Source organism: Streptomyces sp. 6N223, assembly GCF_052246635.1.
In the GTDB taxonomy this organism is placed as follows: Bacteria; Actinomycetota; Actinomycetes; order Streptomycetales; family Streptomycetaceae; genus Streptomyces.
The window spans coordinates 1-20,518 of record NZ_JBQQCA010000001.1 but is presented as its reverse complement, the minus strand read 5'-3'; the positions used below and the strand labels follow the sequence as shown (position 1 = coordinate 20,518).

The window sequence follows — 20,518 nt, the reverse complement described above, 5'->3', positions numbered from 1 at the left end:
TCGCGCGCCGCGCCCGTTTCGCGGGGGACGCGCCGTCCACCCGGCGCACGCCCGCCGTATGCTCCCTCGCGCCCTCGGCACCCGCGCGGCCCGCGGCCCGCGGAGGGCGCGCGCGCCCCGGACCGCCCTGACCTGCGGAGATCTCGCAAAACAATCAATCTTGAGCACATATACGAAGAGGTATTGCCAAAGTCGCTCATCTCATGCAATCTCTTGCGTACTTCGCGCTGGCCCTGATCACCGAGCGGACCGCATCCTGCACGAGGCTGCATCCGCCTGATCGAAAGCGACGACGCACGAGAGGACGGCCCATGCCGCACGAACCCCGCCCGGACGCCGGCCCCGACGGAGGCGTCGACATCGACGTCTTCCTGTCCGGCCTGCTGTACTGGGACATCGGCTTCACCGGGCTGGACACTCCCCCGACGTCCGGGGCCGAGGTGTGGTCGCGCGGCATGGGCACCTCCCCGGGCGGCATCGCCAACTTCGCGGTGGCGCTCGCCCGCCTCGGCCTGCGCACCAGCCTGGCGGCGGCCTTCGGGGACGACCTGACCGGCGCGCACTGCTGGCGCGCTCTGGCCGAGACCGAGGGCGTCGGCCTCTCCCGCTCCCGCCGCCTGACGGACTGGCCCACGCCGGTGACCGTCTCGCTGGCGTACCACGGCGACCGCGCCCTGGTCACGCACGGCTCACCCCCGCCTCTGACCCCCGACGAGCTGATCGGCAAGCCACCCCGCAGCCGCGCCGCGATCGCGCACATCGGCCCCGAGCCGCAGGAGTGGATCCGGCTGGCCCACGAGGCGGGCACGCGGGTCTTCGCCGACGTCGGCTGGGACCCGGACGAGCGGTGGAGCGGCGCCGTCCTGGAGCAGCTCCGGATGTGTCACGCGTTCATGCCCAACGCCGAGGAGGCGATGGCGTACACCCGCACCTCCTCGCCGCCCGCCGCGCTGGCGAAGCTGTCCGAGCTGGTGCCGCTCGCCGTCGTGACCTGCGGCGGCGACGGCGTGTACGCCGTGGACGGCACCACCGGGGAGAGCGCCCGCGTGCCGGCGGTGAGGGCCGAGGCCGTCGACACCACCGGCGCCGGCGACGTGTTCGGCGCCGGGCTCGTCGCCGCCACGCTGGCCGGCTGGCCGCTGGTGACGCGGCTGCGGTTCGCCTCGCTGGTCGCCGCGCTGTCCGTGGGGCGCGTCAGCGGGGCCGCGGCCGCCCCCGACTGGCACCGCGTCGCCCGCTGGTGGCACGCGGTCCGCACCGCGCCCGGGACCGGCAACGCCGGCCTGCGCCGGGACTTCGCCTTCCTCGACGAGGCGATCCCCGGCCACGACCCGGGAGCGGTTCTCCCGGAACGCCTTCCAGCAGGCGACCAGGCGGCCCCGCCCCCCGGCGCCGATCACTCCGAACGGTAGGAGACGACAAGTGGATCTGTCCCGTAGACGGTTCGTCCAGACGGCGCTGCTCGCCACGGCGGGCACGCCACTCATGGCCGCGTGCGGCGGCGGCTCGGGAGGCTCGGGCACGACCGACGGCAAGGAACTGACCCTGTGGTACTGGGGCGGCGGCCTGAGCGACAGCGTCGTCGACGACGCCAAGCGGCGCTTCGCCCGCCGCGAGGACATCGAGCTGAGCTCCAGCCTCATCGGCGGCAACTTCCGGCAGAAGCTGCTCACCTCGATGAACGCCCGCAGCAACGTGCCCGACATCACCGGCATCAAGGGCGAGGACATCGCCGCTCTCCTGCCCAACGCCGACCGCTTCATCGACCTCAACACCCTCGGCTTCGACCGGCTCCGCTCCGACTACCTGGAGTGGAAGTGGAAGCAGGGCCAGAGCCAGGACGGCGTCCAGGTGGGCTTCCCCATCGACATCGGCCCCACCGCGCTGTTCTACCGCCACGACCTCCTCGCCGACGCCGGCCTGCCCGCCGAGCCCGACGAGGTGGCCGCCGCCACGGCCACCTGGGACGACTACTTCGCCCTCGGCCAGGAGTTCACCAGGGCCGTCCCCGGCGCGTTCTGGGTCAGGAACACCGGCACCGTCTTCAGCATGGCCATGGGCCAGGGCTCCAGCCGTCTCATCGACGAGAACAACACCTTCATCGGCGACCAGGACCACGTCCGCGCCGCCTGGGACCTCGCCGTGCGGCCCTACGAGCTCGGCATCGACGCGAAGATCAACGACGAGAGCCTCGCCGCCGCGCTGGCCGCGGGCGACCTGGTCACCGAGACCGGCGCCGCATGGGCCGCCCTGGACATCGCCAGCATGGCCCCGGACACCGAGGGGAACTGGCGGGTGGCCCCCCTCCCGGGTGGCCCGTCCAACCTCGGCGGCTCGTTCCTGGCGCTGCCGCGCGAGTGCCGCAACCCGGAGGCGGCGTTCGACATCATCACCTGGCTGCTCAGCCCCGAGAACCAGGCCCGCGGCTTCGAGGAGGCCGCCCTCTTCCCCTCCGCCCCCGCCGCCTACGACCTGCCCGCGCTCACCGCGCCCGACCCGTTCTTCGGCGGCCAGAAGACCGTCGAGGTCTTCGGCCCGGCCGCCGAGGGCATCCCCGCCTTCTACGAGGCCCCGGCCGACGCGGCCGTCTCGGTGCCGTACTACACCGAGCTGACCACCGTCGAGGTCCAGGGAAAAGACCCGGAGGACGCCTGGGAGGACGCCGTCGACGCGGCCCGGCAGATCGCCCGGCAGGAGGGCGTGGGCTGACGTGTCCTCACCGATCAGGCCCGCCGGCCCCGCCGCGGCCGCCCCGGCCGCCGGGCCCGCCACGGCCGGATCCGCCGCGCCCCCGGCCGCCGCGCACGGCCGGGGCGGGCGGCCCCGCCGCCTCGTCCGTCACGCCCGGCCGCCCCGCCGGCACGAGCCGGCCGGGCGGCGGATGCTGTCCAGCTGGCCGCAGTATGTGGCGATCGCGCCGTTCTTCGTGCTCTTCAGCGTCTTCCTGCTCTACCCGATGGTGTACTCGCTGGTCCTGTCGTTCCAGCGCTGGGACGGCTTCGGGCCGCGCGAGTGGGTGGGGCTGGAGAACTTCCGCTTCCTGCTGGACGACCCGACGTTCTGGCTGGCGCTGCGGAACACCCTCGCCATCTGGGTGCTGGGCACCTTCCCCATGCTCTTCATGGCGCTGGTGCTCGCCGCGCTGATCAACTCCACCCGCCGCTTCACCGGCTTCTACCGCATCGCGTACTTCATACCGAACGTCACCTCGATCGTCGCGATCTCGATCTTCTTCTTCGCGATCTTCAACGACCGGTACGGGCTCATCAACGCGACCCTGGAGGCGGTCGACCTGCCGACCGTCCCGTGGATGACCAACCCGTGGGCGATCAAGATCGTGATCGCCTCGCTGATGACCTGGCAGTGGACCGGCTACAACATGATCATCTATCTCGCCGGGCTCCAGGCGATCCCCTCCGAGATCTACGAGGCGGCGCGGATGGACGGCGCGAGCCCGACGCGGATCTTCTTCAGCATCACGGTGCCGCTGCTGCGCCCGATCATCCTCTTCACGGTGGTCATCTCGACCGTGACGGGGCTGCAGAGCTTCACCGAGCCGCAGGTCCTCTTCGGGTCCAACGCCGCCACCAACCCCAACTCCGGCGGCCCGGGCCAGGCCGGGCTGACGACGCTGCTGTACTTCTACCACCAGGCGTTCGACAACCTGAACTTCGGCTACGCGGCCGCGATCGTCTGGGCGTTCTTCCTGGTGATCCTCATGTTCGTCATCGTCAACTGGCGTCTGGTGCAGCGAGGGGGACAGCGATGAAACGCCACACCGCCGCGCGGGCCAGGGGCTTCCTCGTCCACGCCGTCCTGATGACCGGCGTCGCCGTCTCGCTCTTCCCGTTCTACTGGATGATCGTGATGGCCACGAACTCCTCGCGCGACATCACGAGCTATCCGCCGAAGCTGACGCCCGGCCCCCACCTGCTCGACAACATCCAGCGGCTGCTGGAGTCGATCGACTTCTGGGGCTCCATGCTGAACACGGTCATCGTCGCCGTCTCCACCACCGCGCTCGTCCTCTTCCTCGACTCGCTGGCGGCGTTCGCCTTCGCCAAGTACGAGTTCCCCGGGAGGCGTGTGCTGTTCGGCGCGCTCATGGCCATCTTCCTGCTGCCGCTGCAGCTCGCGATCATCCCGCAGTACGTGATCATGGCGGAGCTGGGCTGGCTCGGCTCGCTCCACGCCCTGATCGTCCCCGCGGCGGCGAACGCGTTCGGCATCTTCTGGATGCGGCAGTACATGACCAGCGCCGTGCCGACGGAACTGCTCGACGCCGCCCGCATGGACGGCTGCGGCTTCTTCCGGCAGTACCTGTACGTGGGGCTGCCCTGCTCCCGCCCGGGCCTGGCGTTCCTGGCCATCTACACCTTCGTCGCGGCGTGGAACGACTACGTCTGGCCACTGGTCGCCCTCGTCAACCCCGACCGGCTGACGCTGCAGGTGGCCCTCGCCCAGCTCAACGTCAACTTCGGCCGTCAGGACTACGCCATGGTGATGGCGGGCGTGCTGCTCGCGACCCTGCCGCTGGTGCTGGTCTTCGCGCTGTTCGCCCGCCAGTTCGTCGCCGACGCCGCGAAGGGGGCGCTGCGTGACTGAGGCCCCGATCCGAGAACGCGCAGAAACGAGCAGCGAAAGCGGCCGAAAATGCTTGGAATTGACGAGACATGACGAGTAACGTTCGTGTCGTGCTGGCTGAGCGACGACATCAACTGATCCTGCGGGCCCTGCGATCCGGCGGCCCCTCCACCGTGAGCCACCTCTCCGAGCGGCTCGGCGTCAGCGCCGCCACCGTGCGCCGCGACCTGATGAAGCTGGAGGAGGACGGCCTGCTCACGCGGGTGCACGGCGGCGCGGTCGTCGACGAGGGCGACCAGCCCTTCGCGGAGGTCGCCGAGGTGCGCGTGCCGGAGAAGGACGCGATAGCGGCCCGGGCCGCCGAGCTGGTCCAGGACGGGCAGACGGTGCTGCTCGACATCGGCACCACCGCGTACCGCCTCGCCCGCCAGCTCCGCGGCCGGCGCCTGACCGTCATCACCAGCAACCTCGTGGTCTACGAGGAGCTGGCCGACGACGCCGGCATCGAGCTGGTGCTGCTGGGCGGCATGGTGCGGCGCGAGTACCGCTCCCTCGTCGGCTTCCTGACGGAGGACAACCTCCGCCAGCTCCACGCCGACGTGCTGTTCCTCGGCACCAGCGGCATCCGCCCCGACGGGCAGGTGATGGACACCACCGTCGTGGAGGTGCCCATCAAGCGGGCGATGATCGCCTCCAGCGACCGGGTGGTGCTGCTGGCCGACGTCAGCAAGCTGCCCGGCACGGGGGTCGCCCGCGTCTGCGGGCCCGACGAACTCGACGTCCTGGTGACCAACTCCGCCGCCTCGGACTCGGCGACCTGCGCCGGGCTGAGGGAGGCGGGCGTGAAGGTGGTATACGCATGAGGCTCACGATCCTGGGCGGGGGCGGCTTCCGCGTCCCGCTGGTCTACGGCGCGCTGCTCGACGACCCGGACTCGCCCATCACCCACGTCGTCCTGCACGACCTGGACCCGGACCGGCTCGCGGCCATCGCCGGCGTCCTCACCGAGCAGGCCGAGGCCGCCGCGGGCGCCGCGGGCGCCGCGCCCGGGATCACCGCCACCACCGACCTCGCCGAGGCACTGCGCGGCGCGGACTTCGTCTTCTCCGCCATCCGCGTCGGCGGCCTGGCGGGCCGCGCCGCCGACGAGCGGATCGCGCAGGCGGAGGGCGTGCTCGGCCAGGAGACCACCGGCGCCGGCGGCATCGCCTACGGCCTGCGCACCGTCCCCGTCGCCACCGACATCGCCCGCCACGTCGAACGCCTCGCCCCCGACGCCTGGGTCATCAACTTCACCAACCCCGCCGGCCTGGTCACCGAGGCCATGTCCCGCGTGCTCGGCGACCGCGTCATCGGCATCTGCGACTCCCCCGTCGGCCTCGGCCGCCGCGTCGCCCGCGCCGCCGGCGTCGATCCGGACGCGGCCCGGCTGGACTACGTGGGCCTGAACCACCTCGGCTGGCTGCGCGGCCTCCACGTCGCCGGCCGCGACCACCTCCCCCGGCTTCTCGCCGACCCCGAGGCCCTCGGCTCCTTCGAGGAGGGCAAGCTCTTCGGCCCCGACTGGCTGCGGGCGCTGGGCGCCGTCCCCAACGAGTACCTGCACTACTACTACTTCCACCGCGAGGCGGTCCGCGCCCACCGCGAGGCGAAGCAGACCCGCGGCGCCTTCCTGCGCGAGCAGCAGACCCGCTTCTACGCGGGCAGCGGCGAGCCCGGCGGCGCCCTGCGCGCCTGGGGCCGGACGCGCGCCGAGCGCGAGGCCACCTACATGGTGGAGAACCGGGACGCGGCAGGCATCGGCGAGCGCGACGCCTGCGACATGGAGTCGGGCGGCTATGAGCGGGTAGCACTGGCCCTGATGCGCGCCATCGCCACAAACCAGCCCACCCGCCTCATCCTCAACGTGCGCAACCGCTCCACCCTCGACGCCCTCGACGCCGAGGCCGTCATCGAGGTGCCCTGCCTCGTCGACGGCAACGGCGCCCGCCCCCTCGCCGCCGACCCGCTGCCGTCCTACGCCGCCGGCCTGGTCACCTCCGTCAAGGCCGTGGAACGGGAGATCATGACCGCCGCCGCGACCGGCTCCCGCGCCGCCGCCGTCCGGGCCTTCGCCCTCCACCCCCTGATCGACTCGGTCCACGTGGCCGAGCGCCTCACCGATGCGTACACCCGCGAGCACCCTGGACTCGCCTACCTGCGCCGGAACCGCTAGGAGCCGCACCCCATGCACGACGAACGCCGCCGCATCGAGGAGCGCGTCGAACGCCTCCTGACCCAACGCGTCCAGCCCGCGGTCTACGCCGACTCCGTGCCGCTGGCGCTGGAGGCGTGGCAGGTGCCCGACGAGCCGGTGCCCTTCGCCGAGGCCGCGGCGGCGCCGTACGAGCCCTTTGCCGTGGGCACCCCGTGGGGCCCGCCCTGGGGCACGACCTGGTTCCGGGTGCGCGGCGAGGTGCCCGCCGCCTGGGCGGGGCGGCGCGTCGAGGCCGTCTTCGACCTCGGCTTCGTCGGCGACTGGCCGGGCAACCAGGCCGAGGCCCTGGTGCACACCCTGGACGGCAGCCCCCTCAAGGCCGTCAACCCGCAGAACCAGTACGTGCCCGTCGCGCACCCCGCGCACGGCGGCGAGAGCGTGGCGTTCCTGGTCGAGGCAGCCTCCAACCCCGACATCCTCGCCAACGAGTTCCGCACGCCCACCCCGATGGGCGACAAGACCACCGCCGGCACCGCGCCGCTGTACACCTTCGGCCGCGCCGACCTGGCCGTCCTCGACGAGGACGTCTGGCACCTGGCGCTGGACTGCCAGGTGCTGCGCGAGCTGATGCTGGAGCTGGCCGAGCACGACCCGCGCCGCCACGAGATCACGCACACCCTGGACCGGGCCATGGACGCGCTGGACCTGGACGACGTCTCCGGCAGCGCGGCCGAGGTCCGCGAGGTGCTGCGCGACACGCTCGAACGCCCCGCCCACGCCAGCGCCCACACCCTTTCGGCCGTGGGCCACGCCCACATCGACAGCGCCTGGCTGTGGCCGATCCGCGAGACCAAGCGCAAGACGGCGCGCACCTTCTCCAACGTCACGGCGCTGGCCGGCGAGTACCAGGAGCTCGTCTTCGCCTGCTCGCAGGCCCAGCAGTACGCCTGGGTGAAGGCCAACCACCCCAAGGTCTGGGAGCGGATCCAGCAGGCGGTGAAGGACGGGCAGTGGGCCCCCGTCGGCGGCATGTGGGTGGAGGCCGACGGCAACCTGCCGGGCGGCGAGGCCATGGCGCGGCAGTTCGTCCACGGCAAGCGCTTCTTCCTGGAGGAGTTCGGCGTCGAGACGCGCGGCGTGTGGCTGCCCGACTCCTTCGGCTACACCGCCGCCTTCCCGCAGCTGGCCCGGCTCGCGGGCATGGAGTGGTTCCTGACGCAGAAGATGTCGTGGAACCAGACCAACCGCCTGCCCCACCACACCTTCTGGTGGGAGGGCATCGACGGCTCCCGCGTCTTCACGCACTTCCCGCCCGTGGACACCTACAACGCCAGGTTCACCGGCAGCGAGATGGCCCACGCGGTGCGCAACTTCCAGGACAAGGGGCGCGGCACCCGGTCCCTGGCGCCCTTCGGGTGGGGCGACGGCGGCGGCGGCCCGACCCGGGAGATGCTGGAGCGGGCCCGCCGTCTGGCCGACCTGGAGGGCTCGGCGAAGGTGCGGATCGAGCACCCGGACGCCTTCTTCGCCGCCGCCCGCGCCGAGTACCCCGACGCGCCCGTGTGGCGCGGCGAGCTGTACCTGGAGCTGCACCGGGCCACCTTCACCTCCCAGGCGCGCACCAAGCAGGGCAACCGGCGCAGCGAACACCTGCTGCGCGAGGCCGAGTTGTGGGCCGCGACCGCCGCCGTGCGGGCGCCGGGCTACGCCTACCCGTACGAACGCCTGGACCGGCTGTGGAAGACGGTCCTGCTCCACCAGTTCCACGACATCCTGCCGGGCAGCTCCATCGCCTGGGTGCACCGCGAGGCCGAGGCGGAGTACGCGCGCGTGGCGGCCGAGCTGGAGGAGGTCATCGGCGAGGCGCTCGGCGCGCTGGGCGGCGGGGACGGGACCTCGGGTCTCGCCGTCTTCAACGCCGGCCCCCGGGACCGCGCCGAGGTGGTCACGCTGCCCGACCGCTCCGGCGCGGCGTTCGTCGCGGTCCCGGCCTCCGCCGGCGCGCCGCTGACGCCCGCCGCCCCCGCGCCACCGCCGGTGACGGTCACCGGCCGCGTCCTCGACAACGGCCAGATCCGCGTCGAGGTCGCCGAGGACGGCACGCTGGCCTCGGTCCGCGACCTCGCCGCCGACCGTGAGGTGCTCGACCCGGCCGGCGGCGGCAACCTGCTGCGCCTCCACACCGACCTGCCGAACTACTGGGACGCCTGGGACATCGACAAGCATTACCGGAACCGCTACACCGACCTGCGTGAGGCCGACTCCGTCACGGTCACCGAGACGGGCCCGCTGGTGGGCGCCGTCCGCGTCACCCGCTCGTTCGGGAAGGGCTCGCGGATCGTCCAGACCGTGTCCGTCCGGGCCGGCTCGCGGCGCGTCGACGTCCGCACGGAGATCGACTGGCACGAGGCGGAGAAGATCCTCAAGGCGGCGTTCCCCCTGGACATCCACGCCGAACGCTCCTCGGCCGAGATCCAGTTCGGCCACGTCCAGCGCCCCACCCACACCAACACCAGCTGGGAGGCGGCCCGCTTCGAGGTCTACGGCCACCGCTGGGTGCACGTCGGCGAGCCCGGCTACGGCGTCGCGATCATCAACGACGCCACCTACGGCCACGACGTCACCCGCGCCACCCGCGAGGACGGCGGCACCACGACCACCGTCCGCCTCAGCCTGGTCCGCGCCCCCCGCGTCCCCGACCCCGGGGCGGACCAGGGCCGCCACGCCTTCACCTACGCGCTGCTGCCCGGCGCGTCCGTCGAGGACGCCATCGCCGAGGGCTACGCCCTCAACCTGCCGCTGCGCCCGGGCCCCGGCGGCGCGCAGGCTCCGCTGGTGACCAGCGACCACCCGGCCGCCACCATCGAGTCGGTCAAGCTCGCCGACGACCGCTCGGGCGACGTGGTCGTCCGCCTCTACGAGTCCCTCGGCGGACGGGCCCGCGCCACCCTCCGCACCGGCTTCCCGCTCGCCGGCGCGCGCGTGGCCGACCTGCTCGAACGCCCGCTGCCCGACGGCCCGCTGGCCGCCACCGAGGACGGCGTCGCCGTCGAGCTGCGGCCCTTCCAGATCCTGACGCTGCGCCTGCGGCGCGCCTGAGAACACCTCGGAGGCCGACGTGACGAACACCGGGGCCGGAGCCCGGACCGACGGATGGTTCGCCGACGCCAAGTTCGGGGTCTTCATCCACTGGGGCGCCTACTCGGTGCCCGCGTGGGCGGAGCCGACCGGCGAGCTGGGCGCCATCGACTCGGAGGTGTGGTTCGCGCACAATCCGTACGCCGAGTGGTACTGGAACACCAGCCGGATCGAGGGCAGCCCGGCCCACGAGCACCACCGCACGGTTCACGGCGGGCGGCCCTACGACGACTTCCTCGACGCCTGGCGGGCCGAGCGCTTCGACGCCGCCGACTGGACCGACCTGTTCGCGCGCGCCGGCGCCCGCTACGTCGTGCCCACCACGAAGCACCACGACGGCATCGCCCTGTGGGACGCCCCCGGCACCGGCACCCGCAACACCGTGCACCGGGGCCCGCGCCGCGACCTCGTCGCCGAGCTGGCCGCCGCCACCCGCGCCCGCGGCCTGCGCTTCGGCGTGTACTACTCCGGCGGCCTGGACTGGTACGCCGGCCGGCGGGCCGTCATCCGGCACGAGGACGAGTTCGACGACCACGGCCGCCCGCAGGAGGCCGCGTACGCCGCGTACGCGCTGCGCCACCTCCGCGACCTGATGGACCGCTACCGGCCCGACGTGCTGTGGAACGACATCGGCTGGCCGGAGCTGGGCCGGGCCGACCTGCCGGGCCTGTTCGCGGACTACTACGCCGCCGTGCCCGAGGGCGTGGTGAACGACCGCTGGGACGGCGTCCACGCCGACTACCTGACCAGCGAGTACCAGGCGGGCCGCGACAACGAGCGGGGCGGCGGCGCCTGGGAGAACTGCCGGGGCATCGGCCTGTCCTTCGGCTACAACCGCAACGAGGGCCCCGGGCATCTGCTGGACGCGGCGGCGGCCGTCCGGCTGCTGGTGGACGTCGTCTCCCGGGGCGGCAACCTGCTGCTCAACGTCGGCCCGAAGGCCGACGGCACGCTGCCCGGGGAGCAGCGGGCGGTGCTGGAGGGCATGGCGGCGTGGATGGCCCGCCACTCCCCCGCCGTGCACGGCACCCGCCCGCTGCCGCCGGACGCCGCGCCCCCGGCCGACGGCACGCCCTGGATCCGCTGGACCCGGGACGAACGCCACGCCTACGCCTTCGTCGCCGCCGCGGGCGGGGAGGGCGGCGGCGACGGGGGCGAGGTGCTGCTGAGGTGCCGTCAGGGACTGCTCGACCCGGCCACGGCCGGCCGCCTGGACGGCGAGCCGGTCCGGGCGGCCGCCGCCGGGGCCGACGGCGTCCGCCTCGACTCCCCCGGCCTCGGCGCGGCGACCCCGGCCGTGGTCCGCTTCGCGCTGCTCAGCCCTTGAAGGCCCCTTCCATGATGCCCGCGACCATGCGGCGTCCGACGAAGACGAACAGCACCAGCAGCGGGAGGGTGGCCAGGAAGGAGCCCGCCATGGCCAGGCCCAGGTCGACGTCGAGGTTGTTCTGCAGGGCCTTGATGGCGATCTGGGCGGTGTACAGGTCGGGGGACTTCAGCACGATGAACGGCCACAGGAAGTCGTTCCAGGCGGTGACGTAGGCGAAGAGGCCGAGGACGAACGCGGCGGGGCGGACGATCGGGAAGGCGATGCGCCAGAAGATCTGCCAGCTGTTCGCGCCGTCGATCCGCGCCGCGTGCATGAGTTCGTCGCTGAGGGTGATGGTTATGTGCTGCCGCATCCAGAAGATGCCGAACGCGCTGACCAGGCCGGGCACGATGATCGCCTGGAGGGTGTCCGCCCAGCCGAGCTCGGAGACGATCAGATACTGCGGGATGACCGCGAGCTGGGTGGGCACGGTCATGGTGAGCAGCACGATCAGGAACAGCGCGTTGCGTCCTGGGAAGCTCAGCTTGGCGAAGGCGAATCCGGCCAGGGAGCACAGGATCGCGTGGCCCACGCCGATGGCACCGGCCACGATCACGCTGTTGATCATGGACTGGAGGAACGGGACGGTGGTGAAGACGAGTTCGGCCAGATGGAAGAAGTTGTCGCCCGGCACGATCTCGGGGGGCATCTCGGTGGCGGTGGCCGTGTCGGTCGAGGCGATGATGAACATCCAGTACAGGGGGAAGAGGCAGATCACCGCCGCCACCACGAGCAGGGCGTAGGCCCACCAGGGGACCCGGCCGACGTCTCGACGCTGTTTGGTCTTCATCATCGCTCCGAGCGGATGCGGGTGGACAACAGGTAGTTGATCAGCGAAAGGGCCACGATCATGACGAACAGCGTCACGCCGACGGCCGAGGCGTAGCCGAACTCGAAGCCGCCGAAGCCCTGCTCGTAGAGGAAGAGCGTCATCGTCTGGCACTCCCGTTCCGGCCCGCAGGTCAGCGTGCCCGGCGCGACCAGCAGCGGCTCGGTGAAGATCTGGAGCCCACCGATGGTCGAGGTCACGACGGTGAAGATGATGATGGGCCGCAGCGAGGGCACCGTGATGTGCCAGAACTGCTTCCAGCCGCCGGCGCCGTCGACGGCCGCGGCCTCGTAGGTCTCGCGGGGAATCGACTGGAGCGAGGCCAGGTAGAGCAGGGTGGTGTAGCCGAACCATCGCCAGGTGACCATGACGGCGATCATCAGGTGGGTGCCGGCGACGGACTGTTCGAAGTTGACCGGGCCGATGCCGACCAGCCCGAGAAGCCAGTTCAGCAGGCCGTAGTCGCGGTCAAACATCTGGGCGAAGACGATCGCGGTCGCGGCCACCGAGGTGATGTACGGGACCAGCATCGTCATCCGGAAGAACCCGGCGTAGCGCAGCCGCGCGTGGTTGAGCAGATGGGCCAGGAGGAGCGCCAGCATCAGCTGGGGCACGGTGGAGAAGAACCAGATGCTGATCGTGTTGCGCGTGGCGTTCCAGAACCGCGGGTCGTCGTACAGGCGGGCGAAGTTGTCGAAGCCGATATAGGTGTGCTCGCCGATCGGGTTCCAGTCGAACAGGGCTATGTAGAAGGTGAACAGCAGCGGAAAGAGGCCGAACACCGCGAAGATGAGGAAAAAGGGCGCGATGTAGGCGTACGGCGCGAGCCGCTCTCTGATCCGGTGCCGTATGCGCGTGGTGGCCGGACGCCCCGGGGCCCCCACAACGGGGGGCACCGGCGGCGCCGGGCTGAGAGGTGTCGTCGTCACGGATCAGTCCTCACCTATGGCGATCTCGATGTTGTGCAGGGCCTGGTCCCACGCCCGTGCCGGATCGCCGCCGCCCTGTTCGACGTCGATCAGGGCGTTGAGGAACTCCGTGCCGATGACGGCGCTGTCCGGCCCGATGTGGAAGGGTTCGAGCCCGATCAGGGAGTCGGTGTAGATGCGGCCGGTCGGTGCCTCCGAGAAGAACGGGTCGGCGTGCGCCTGGAGGCGATCGTCCTCGTACACCGACGGCGTGGTGGGCAGGGAGCCGACCTCAAGGAAGTGGTTGAGCTGGCCCTGGGGGGAGAGAATCTCCCTGATGTAGGACCACGCGGCCTCGGGATTCTCCGCGTTCGCCGGGATCGTCAGGTAGCTGCCGCCCCAGTTGCCGACGCCGCCGGGGATCGTGGCGACGTCCCACTTGCCTTCCGTGTCCGGGGCGGTGTTGCGGATGCTGTTCAGCAGCCACGCGGGGGCGGCCACGACGGCGTAGTCGCTGTGCTGCATCGCGGCGCTCCAGCCCTCCGTGAAGGTGCTCTGCCGGGCGGTGATGCCCGCGTCAATGGCCTCGAGCGCGAGGTCGAATGCGTACCTGACCTCCTCGTTCCGGTCGTGGATGAGCTCGCCGTCGTCGTCGTAGTACTTCTGCGACCCCTGGTTGACCGCCTGGTAGAAGATGCTCGTCGGAGCGTTGTCCACGAACGCCTCGCCCGTCGTCTCCTTGTACTGCCGCCCGACCTCGATGAAGTCCTCCCAGGTCGGCCACAGCGCGCCAACCTCGTCGCGGTCCGTGGGGAGCCCGGCCTCGGCGAACAGGTCCTTGCGGTAGGCGATGGCCATGCCGCCGACATCGGTGGGGATCCCGATGATCGAGCCGTCCTCGGCGGTGGCTTGGCTGATCACCCAGTCCAGGTAGTCGCCGGCGATCTCGTCGGCGCCGAACTCCCGCAGGTCGCGGAAGTTCTGCGGCTGGTCCACGAACCGTGGCAGGTCGTCACCCTGGATGAGTGCCAGATCGGGGCCCTTGCCGCCGGCCAGCGCGGTCATGAGGGCCTGGGCGGTCTCCGTCGAGCCGCCGACCTCTGTCAGTTTCACGTCGATCTCGGGGTGTTTCTCCTCGTAGACCTGCACGTCGGTCTCCTGGTCGATGCCGGTGAACGACCAGAACTCGAAGGAGCCGTCGTCGCCGCCGTCCACGCCGAACTTGGCGCAGCCGGTGGTGACGAGACACAGCAGGCTCGCGAGCGCGATCGACGCCGCGACGCGGAACCCGGCCTGGGTCTTCCTCATCGTCATCGGACGCCCCTGTCCTGAAAAATTTTCGGAAGAATTATCGAATGGTAGGTGCGGAACTGTAGGAAGATCCCGAGAACACCGTCAAGACTTCCGACATGACGAGCACGATCGCCCCGAAACGATCGAGCGCCGCGACGTGAGAAACTGCGCCAATGACCTCGCCCCACGGACGTGAGCCGCTGACGATCGCGCAGATCGCCGAGCGCGCCGGGGTCTCCGTCGCCACGGTCTCCAAGGTCGTCAACGGCCGGACGGACGTCGCCCCGCGGACCCGGGCCCTCGTGGAGGGCGTCATACGCCGGCACGGCTACCGCCGCCAGAAGAAGGCGGCCGACCCGGCGGCGTTGCTTGAACTGGTCTTCCACGAGGTGAACAGCGTCTACCCGTTCAGCGTCTTCGAGGGCGTGCACCGGGTGGCGCGAGAGCATCGTCTGGGCGTGGTGCTCTCGGAGCTGCAGGGCCGGCACACGCCGGGCCGCGGCTGGGTCGAGGACGTGCTGGCACGCCGCCCGATCGGCGTCATCGCGGTGTTCTCCGGTCTGACCGACGAGCAGAGCGGCCAACTCCGCACCCGCGGCATCCCCTTCGTGCTGGTCGACCCCTCCGGCGAGCCCGGCCACGACTCGCCCTCGGTGGGGGCGAACAACTGGAACGGCGGCCTGGCGGCCACCCGCCACCTGCTCCAGCTCGGCCACCGCCGCGTCGCCGTCATCACCGGGCCCGAGCATGCCCTCTCCAGCCGCGCGCGCCTCGACGGCTACCGCGCCGCGATGGACATGGCGGGCGTGCCCGTCGACCCGGAGCTGGTGCGCGTCGGCGACTTCCGCATCGGGAGCGGCCGGGAGCGGGCGGGCGAGCTGCTGCGGCTGCCCGACCCGCCGACGGCCGTCTTCGCCTGCAACGACGCCCTGGCGCTGGGGGCGTACCAGGCGGCGGACGATGCCGGGCTGCGCGTCCCGGACGACCTGAGCGTCGTCGGCTTCGACGACCTGGACCCGGCGCGGTGGACCATCCCGCCGCTGACGACGATCCGCCACCCGCTGACGGAGATGGCCGCCGCCGCGGCGGCCATGGTGGTCAGCCTGTCCCGGGGCGAGTCGCTGCCGCGGAACCGCGTCGAGCTGGCCACCGAACTCGTCGTCCGTGGCAGCACCGCGCCGCCCCGCGGCGCGTAGGCGGCGCGGGGCGGGCGGTCCTGCGGGCGGTCCTGTGGGGGTGCTCGCGCGGACTACGGCTCCTCGGGGTGGATGCCCCCGACCGCGCCGGAGATGGCCAGCCCCACCACGTCGGCGTTGCGTTCCCGGCCGGTCATGAACGCCGCTTCCGCCAGGGCGCTGTGAACGTGTTGCCAGGTCGGGCGCGGGATTCTTTCGACCGCCGTGCCGACCGAAACGATCGGCCCGGGGCCCCATTACCGGCGCGCGGGCCCTGCCCGCCAAGCCGGAGCACGCCGTGGAGGTCGGCTTCCACCGGCTGCCCGACGCGGTCGGGTGGGCCCGCTTCGGGATCTCCGCCCCGGCCGCGCTGCTGCCCTGGCCGGGCTCGGCGGCGATCCAGAGGCAGTGGACGGCGTTCCTGGCCCCGTGGGCGGTCCGCCTGAACGCCGGCTACGGGCACCTGAGCGACGACGCGGACCTGGTGTGGGGGACGGCGCTGGAGCGGATGCTGAGCCTCTTCCCCGAGGAGACGGTCCCGCGCAGCGGGGAGACGCTGCGCGGCTACTCCTGGACCACCCTCTGCCCGGCGGAGGCCGCCGGGCGTCTGGGCGGCCCGGCGGCGCTGCGCGCGTCGGGCGCCTTCCACGAGGTGACGGAACTGCCGGGCGGCCGCCTGCTGGTGCGGGCCACCCCGCTGCTGGAGAGCTACGCCGGCGAGGCGCCGCCGCGGGTGCTGCGCGCCCTGGCACCGGCGTTGCCCCACGGGCGGACGCGGCGCGCGTACCTGCACTCCTGGATGCGCCAGGCCCCGGACGGGGACGCGGCCGACCACCTGCCGGGGCGGTGAACACCGCGAACGCCGCGAACGCCCCGCTCGGAGGCGTGGTGGCGGCGCCGCGCGCGCCACCGTACGATTCGTCCGCTTCGCTTCGCCGCCTGCCTGCCCGCCCGAGGAGGCTCACTGACGCATGGCCACCTTCCGCAACCCGGTCATCCCCGGCTTCGCCCCGGACCCGAGCGTCTGCCGCGTGGGCGACGACTACTACCTCGCGGTCTCCAGCTTCGAGTACTTCCCCGGCGTCCCGATCTGGCACAGCCGCGACCTGGTGCGCTGGCGGCAGATCGGCAACGTCCTCGACCGGCCGGAACAGCTCGCCCTGCCGCCGGCGTTGCACGCCTCCGGAGGCGTCTACGCCCCGACGCTGCGCCATCACGACGGACGCTTCTGGCTGGTGACCACCGTGGTGGGCGGCGCCGGCACCATCATCGTCACCGCCGAGGATCCGGCCGGCCCGTGGACCGACCCCGTACGCCTGGACATCCCGAGCATCGACCCGGACCTGGCCTGGGATGAGGACGGCCGGTGCTGGTGCACCTTCGCCGGCGTGCGCACGGTCCCCATCGACCCGGTGGCCGGAAGGCTCCTGGGCACCCCGCAGCGGATCTGGTCCGGCACCGGCCTGCAGTACCCGGAGGGCCCGCACCTCTACCGGATCGACGGCTGGTGGTACCTGCTGCTCTCCGAGGGCGGGACGGAGCGCGGGCACGCTGTGTCCATCGCACGCGGGCGCACGCCGCGCGGCCCGTTCGAGCCCTGCCCGGCCAACCCGATCCTGTCGCATCGCAGCACCGACCACCCGATCCAGAACACCGGCCACGGCGACCTGGTGCGGGCGCGGGACGGCTCGTGGTGGATGGTCCTGCTCGGCGTGCGCCCGCGCGGGCGCACGCCGTCGTTCCACGGGCTGGGCCGGGAGGTCTTCCTCGCGCCCGTGCGGTGGGAGGACGGCTGGCCGGTCGTCGGCCCGCTGGAGCTGGAGCAGCCGGCGCCCCCCGGGGTGGAGGGCGTTGACGCCGCCGAGGGTACCGACGCTTCCGACGGCTTCGACGACTTCGACGAGCCGCGGCTGCGCCCGTGGTGGGTCTCGGTGCGCGAACGCCCGGCCGGGGCCGTACGCCTGGACGAGCGGCCCGGCCACCTCGTGCTGCACGCCCGCGGCACCACCCTGGACCGGCCCGGCGCCGTCCTCGTCGGCCGCCGCCAGCGCCACCCCGACACCTCCGCGCGCACCCGCGTGGACGCCGCCGAGGGCCGCGGCGGCCTCACCATCCGCCTCGACGAGGCCCACCACTACGAGGTGGAGGCGGACGGGGGCGAGATCCTGGCCCGCGCCCGGATCGGGCCGCTCTCCCAGGAGTGGGCCCGCCATCCGGCCCCGGCGGATCCCGTGCTCCGCATCGACGTCCGCACCGACCCGGTGCCGGCGGACGCCCCCGACGCGGTCGTCCTCGGCTACCAGGACGGCCCGGACGGCGCCTTCGTCCCCCTCGCCGAGCTGGACGGGCGCTACCTCTCCACCGAGGTCGCCTCCGGCTTCACCGGCCGCGTCATCGGCATGTACGCCACACGAGGGACGGTCGCCTTCGACTGGTTCGACCTGCGCCCGTGAGGCCGGCGCGCGATCGCCGGGCGGGTATCCTCGGCCGGGCCATGGCAATCTGCGTCTACGGAGCCGGAAGCATCGGCTGCTACGTCGGCGGCCGGCTCGCCGCCACCGGCAGCGAGGTCGTGTTCGTCGGCCGCGAGCGGCTGGCACGGCAGGTCGCCGGGCACGGGCTCACCCTCACCGACTGGCGCGGTGCCGAGCTGCGGGTGCCGGCGCCCCGATACGAGACCGTGCCGGACCCGGCCGCCGGGGCCGACCTCGTGCTCGTCACCGTGAAGTCGGCGGCCACCGCCGAGGCGGGAGAGGAGCTGGCGCCCCGCCTGAAGCCCGGCGCGCTCGTCATCAGCCTCCAGAACGGCCTGCGCAACGCCGAGCTGCTGCGCGACCGCCTCCCCGGCGCCACCGTGCTGGCCGGCATGGTGGCGTTCAACGTGGTCAACCGGGGCGCGGGCAGGTTCCACGGCGCGACCGAGGGCGAGCTCGAGGTCCAGCGGCATGCCGGACTCGACGCGCACGCGGCGGCGTTCGAGCGGGCCGGCCTGCCGCTGGTGCGGCACGACGACATGGCGGGCGTGCAGGCGGCGAAGCTGCTGCTCAACCTCAACAACGCGATCAACGCCCTCTCCGGCCTGCCGCTGAAGGAGGAGCTGTCGCGGCGGGCCGGAGCGGCGCTGCCTGGCGATGGCGCAGCGCGAGGCGCTGCGGGCGTACGCCGCCGCCGGGCTCGGCCCGGCCAGGCTCACGCCGGTGCCCCCCCGCTGGATGCCGGCGGTGCTCTGCGTCCCCGACGCGGTCTTCGCGCGGGTGGCCGGCCGGATGCTCGCGATCGACCCGCTGGCGCGCTCCTCGATGTGGGAGGACCTGGAGGCCGGGCGCGCCACGGAGGTGGACCACCTCAACGGCGAGATCGTCACGCTGGCGCGCCGGCACGCCACCCGGGCGCCCGCCAACGAACGCCTCGTCGCCCTCGTCCGCGATGCCGAGGCGGGTGGGCGGCGCGAGTGGTCCGGCGAGGAGCTGCTCGCGGAGCTGACGCGACCCAGCTAGTCCGCTGCCTCGGCGAGGCTGCGGGGACGCATGTCCGTCCAGTGCTCCTCTATGTAGTCAAGGCAGGCCTGGTGGCTGTCCTCCGGAAGGGCCACGGCCCAGCCGGCCGGGACCTCGGCGAAGGCGGGCCAGAGGGAGTACTGGCCCTCGTCATTGACGAGCACGAGGAAGGTGGCGTCGTCGGCGGGGTCAAAGGGATTCGTCATTCAGGAACGCTCGCTCTCGTCGCTGGCTTCGGATACCTGGAACTCATGGGAGGCGGTGCCCCGGAGCGCTTCGCGAAGCCGCGCCTCGATGACCGGGCCGAGGCGCCGCAGGACCTTCGGGGTCACGATCGTGCCGTGCTTGCAGTCCACCCACTCGTGGGTGATGTCGCCGACCACGTACGGGCGCCACAGGTCGGGGGTGAGCAGGGGCGTGGTCTTGTTGGAGGCGGCGAGGACCAGCATGTTGGTGGGAACCCGTTCGTGCCGGTAGGCGGTGCTGATCTGGCCGTTGTGCTGCACGAGCGTGAGCATCGTCGTCATCTCCTCCTCCGAGAGGCTGCCCAGCGCCGCGGTCGTGGTCCGGGCCACCTCGGCGAACTGCTGGTAGGTGAGCGAGGAGCCGGGGATGTCCCGTGGATCGACCCCGAACAGCTCCAGCATCTCCGCGTACATGCGCCCGGTGTCCGTCAGGACGTCCCACTCTTCTTCCTTGATGTGCCGGGCCGGCTCGGCGTCCAGGGACACGATCAGTTCGACCCGTTCGCCGTTCCTGTGGAGCAACGCCGCCATGGCGTGGGCCACCGTGCCGCCGAACGAGTGCCCCAGCAGGTAGTACGGGCCGTGCGGCTGTACGCGCTTCATCGCCGCCACGCAGTCCTCGGCCACCTCCTCGACGGACTGCCGGATTTCGTCCGGGTGCATCAGCGCGTGCGATTGGAGTCCGTAGACGGGGAAGTCGGCGCTGAGATGGGGCAGCAGTCCGGCGTAGGACCAGCACATGCCGCTGCCCGGGTGCACGCAGAACAGCGGCGGCAGCGTGCCGCCCGGGCGCAGCGGCAGCAGCACGTCGAGCGCCCGGTCGTCTCCGTCGTCCCCTTCGAGCAGCGGCGCGAGTTCGGCGACGGTGGGATGGCCGAAGAGGACGCGAAGTGGCAGGTCGACGCCGAGGGTGGTGCGGATGCGGCTGATGAGTCTGGTGGCGAGGAGTGAGTGTCCGCCGAGGTGGAAGAAGTTGTCGTCGATGGTGACGCGGGTCAGGCCGAGGACGTCGGCGAAGAGGGTGCACAGGATCTCTTCGCGCGGGGTGCTGGGCGGGCGTCCGTCGCTGCTGGTGGTAGTGCTGGGGGCGGGGAGGGCTTGGTGGTCGGTCTTTCCGTTGGGGGTGAGGGGGATGTGGGTGAGGGGGATGATGCTGGCGGGGTGGAGGTGGTCGGGGAGGTGGTCGGTGAGGTGTTGGCGGAGTGTGGTGATGAGGTGGGTGGTGGTGGCGGGGTTGGCGGGCTGGTTGGTCAGGGCGGGGGGTGTGGTGGGGGTGAGGTAGG

The 20,518-nt window shown here is 72.2% G+C and carries 17 protein-coding genes and 1 pseudogene; 13 read left to right on the top strand and 5 right to left on the bottom strand.

Translation table 11 applies throughout. From position 1 onward, the window contains the following. Positions 1-311 precede the first annotated feature (311 nt). From ACTWQH_RS00090 to ACTWQH_RS00055, 8 genes are all read left to right on the top strand, one after another. Entirely contained in the window at positions 312-1,412 is a 1,101-nt protein-coding gene (locus ACTWQH_RS00090) for a carbohydrate kinase family protein (RefSeq protein ID WP_443284160.1), read from the top strand. A gap of 10 nt (positions 1,413-1,422) precedes the next feature. Then, the gene (locus ACTWQH_RS00085; RefSeq protein WP_443284159.1) at positions 1,423-2,709 is read left to right on the top strand and encodes an ABC transporter substrate-binding protein; all 1,287 of its coding nucleotides are present in this window, start codon (positions 1,423-1,425) and stop codon (positions 2,707-2,709) included. Positions 2,710-2,881: 172 nt separating this feature from the next. Continuing rightward, a complete protein-coding gene (locus tag ACTWQH_RS00080) occupies positions 2,882-3,769 on the top strand; it encodes a carbohydrate ABC transporter permease (protein ID WP_443284434.1) in 888 nt (295 codons plus the stop codon). After that, a complete protein-coding gene (locus ACTWQH_RS00075; protein WP_443284158.1) occupies positions 3,766-4,605 on the top strand; it encodes a carbohydrate ABC transporter permease in 840 nt (279 codons plus the stop codon). Before ACTWQH_RS00080 ends, ACTWQH_RS00075 begins: the two co-directional genes overlap by 4 nt. A gap of 89 nt (positions 4,606-4,694) precedes the next feature. Then, positions 4,695-5,447, top strand: coding sequence for a DeoR/GlpR family DNA-binding transcription regulator (locus tag ACTWQH_RS00070; protein ID WP_443284157.1), 753 nt, complete (start codon positions 4,695-4,697; stop codon positions 5,445-5,447). Then, entirely contained in the window at positions 5,444-6,799 is a 1,356-nt protein-coding gene (locus ACTWQH_RS00065) for a 6-phospho-beta-glucosidase (RefSeq protein WP_443284156.1), read from the top strand. Before ACTWQH_RS00070 ends, ACTWQH_RS00065 begins: the two co-directional genes overlap by 4 nt. Positions 6,800-6,811: 12 nt before the next feature. Beyond that, positions 6,812-9,880 (top strand): alpha-mannosidase, encoded by a 3,069-nt coding sequence (locus ACTWQH_RS00060; protein ID WP_443284155.1) that lies wholly within the window; start codon positions 6,812-6,814, stop codon positions 9,878-9,880. Between the two features lie 19 nt (positions 9,881-9,899). After that, a complete protein-coding gene (locus ACTWQH_RS00055; RefSeq protein WP_443284154.1) occupies positions 9,900-11,246 on the top strand; it encodes an alpha-L-fucosidase in 1,347 nt (448 codons plus the stop codon). Here ACTWQH_RS00055 and ACTWQH_RS00050 read toward each other — a convergent pair. Genes ACTWQH_RS00050 through ACTWQH_RS00040 form a run of 3 tightly spaced genes read right to left on the bottom strand, consistent with a single transcriptional unit; the run spans position 11,236 to position 14,339 of the window. Then, a complete protein-coding gene (locus ACTWQH_RS00050) occupies positions 11,236-12,081 on the bottom strand; it encodes a carbohydrate ABC transporter permease (protein ID WP_443284153.1) in 846 nt (281 codons plus the stop codon). The genes ACTWQH_RS00055 and ACTWQH_RS00050 overlap by 11 nt on opposite strands. Further along, entirely contained in the window at positions 12,078-13,046 is a 969-nt protein-coding gene (locus tag ACTWQH_RS00045) for a carbohydrate ABC transporter permease (RefSeq protein ID WP_443284152.1), read from the bottom strand. The genes ACTWQH_RS00050 and ACTWQH_RS00045 overlap by 4 nt, the downstream gene beginning before the upstream one ends. 3 nt (positions 13,047-13,049) lie before the next feature. After that, positions 13,050-14,339, bottom strand: a complete 1,290-nt coding sequence (locus ACTWQH_RS00040) for an ABC transporter substrate-binding protein (protein WP_443284151.1) — start codon at positions 14,337-14,339, stop codon at positions 13,050-13,052. 152 nt (positions 14,340-14,491) lie between these two features. Between ACTWQH_RS00040 and ACTWQH_RS00035 the strand changes: the two genes are divergently transcribed. From ACTWQH_RS00035 to ACTWQH_RS00015, 5 genes and pseudogenes are all read left to right on the top strand, one after another. Continuing rightward, complete coding sequence (locus tag ACTWQH_RS00035; protein ID WP_443284150.1) at positions 14,492-15,514, top strand: LacI family DNA-binding transcriptional regulator; 1,023 nt, start codon at positions 14,492-14,494, stop codon at positions 15,512-15,514. A gap of 277 nt (positions 15,515-15,791) precedes the next feature. Further along, entirely contained in the window at positions 15,792-16,343 is a 552-nt protein-coding gene (locus tag ACTWQH_RS00030) for a hypothetical protein (protein WP_443284149.1), read from the top strand. A gap of 121 nt (positions 16,344-16,464) precedes the next feature. Then, positions 16,465-17,946: a glycoside hydrolase family 43 protein gene (locus ACTWQH_RS00025; RefSeq protein WP_443284148.1), complete on the top strand. Its 1,482-nt coding sequence runs from the start codon at positions 16,465-16,467 to the stop codon at positions 17,944-17,946. A 41-nt stretch (positions 17,947-17,987) separates the two neighbouring features. Further along, positions 17,988-18,380, top strand: a pseudogene (locus tag ACTWQH_RS00020) (2-dehydropantoate 2-reductase N-terminal domain-containing protein); the annotation flags it as partial. 244 nt (positions 18,381-18,624) lie between these two features. Continuing rightward, on the top strand, positions 18,625-18,990 hold the full coding sequence (locus ACTWQH_RS00015; RefSeq protein ID WP_443284147.1) for a ketopantoate reductase C-terminal domain-containing protein: 366 nt from the start codon (positions 18,625-18,627) through the stop codon (positions 18,988-18,990). Here the strand turns inward: ACTWQH_RS00015 and ACTWQH_RS00010 are convergent. Continuing rightward, positions 18,987-19,196 carry an MbtH family protein gene (locus tag ACTWQH_RS00010; protein WP_443284146.1) on the bottom strand — a complete coding sequence of 70 codons (210 nt, stop codon included), beginning with the start codon at positions 19,194-19,196 and terminating at the stop codon, positions 18,987-18,989. The genes ACTWQH_RS00015 and ACTWQH_RS00010 overlap by 4 nt on opposite strands. Further along, on the bottom strand, positions 19,197-20,518 hold a 1,322-nt coding region (locus ACTWQH_RS00005), incomplete at its 5' end, for an alpha/beta fold hydrolase (RefSeq protein ID WP_443284145.1).

Excerpts from the sequence above, each read along its gene's own strand:
- ACTWQH_RS00060 (WP_443284155.1), top strand. The coding sequence starts at position 6,812 with ATGCACGACGAACGCCGCCGCATCGAGGAGCGCGTCGAACGCCTCCTG.
- ACTWQH_RS00090 (WP_443284160.1), top strand. The coding sequence starts at position 312 with ATGCCGCACGAACCCCGCCCGGACGCCGGCCCCGACGGAGGCGTCGAC.
- ACTWQH_RS00065 (WP_443284156.1), top strand. The coding sequence starts at position 5,444 with ATGAGGCTCACGATCCTGGGCGGGGGCGGCTTCCGCGTCCCGCTGGTC.
- ACTWQH_RS00075 (WP_443284158.1), top strand. The coding sequence starts at position 3,766 with ATGAAACGCCACACCGCCGCGCGGGCCAGGGGCTTCCTCGTCCACGCC.
- ACTWQH_RS00015 (WP_443284147.1), top strand. The coding sequence starts at position 18,625 with ATGGCGCAGCGCGAGGCGCTGCGGGCGTACGCCGCCGCCGGGCTCGGC.
- ACTWQH_RS00010 (WP_443284146.1), bottom strand. The coding sequence starts at position 19,196 with ATGACGAATCCCTTTGACCCCGCCGACGACGCCACCTTCCTCGTGCTC.
- ACTWQH_RS00025 (WP_443284148.1), top strand. The coding sequence starts at position 16,465 with ATGGCCACCTTCCGCAACCCGGTCATCCCCGGCTTCGCCCCGGACCCG.
- ACTWQH_RS00050 (WP_443284153.1), bottom strand. The coding sequence starts at position 12,081 with ATGATGAAGACCAAACAGCGTCGAGACGTCGGCCGGGTCCCCTGGTGG.
- ACTWQH_RS00035 (WP_443284150.1), top strand. The coding sequence starts at position 14,492 with ATGACCTCGCCCCACGGACGTGAGCCGCTGACGATCGCGCAGATCGCC.
- ACTWQH_RS00040 (WP_443284151.1), bottom strand. The coding sequence starts at position 14,339 with ATGACGATGAGGAAGACCCAGGCCGGGTTCCGCGTCGCGGCGTCGATC.
- ACTWQH_RS00080 (WP_443284434.1), top strand. The coding sequence starts at position 2,882 with ATGCTGTCCAGCTGGCCGCAGTATGTGGCGATCGCGCCGTTCTTCGTG.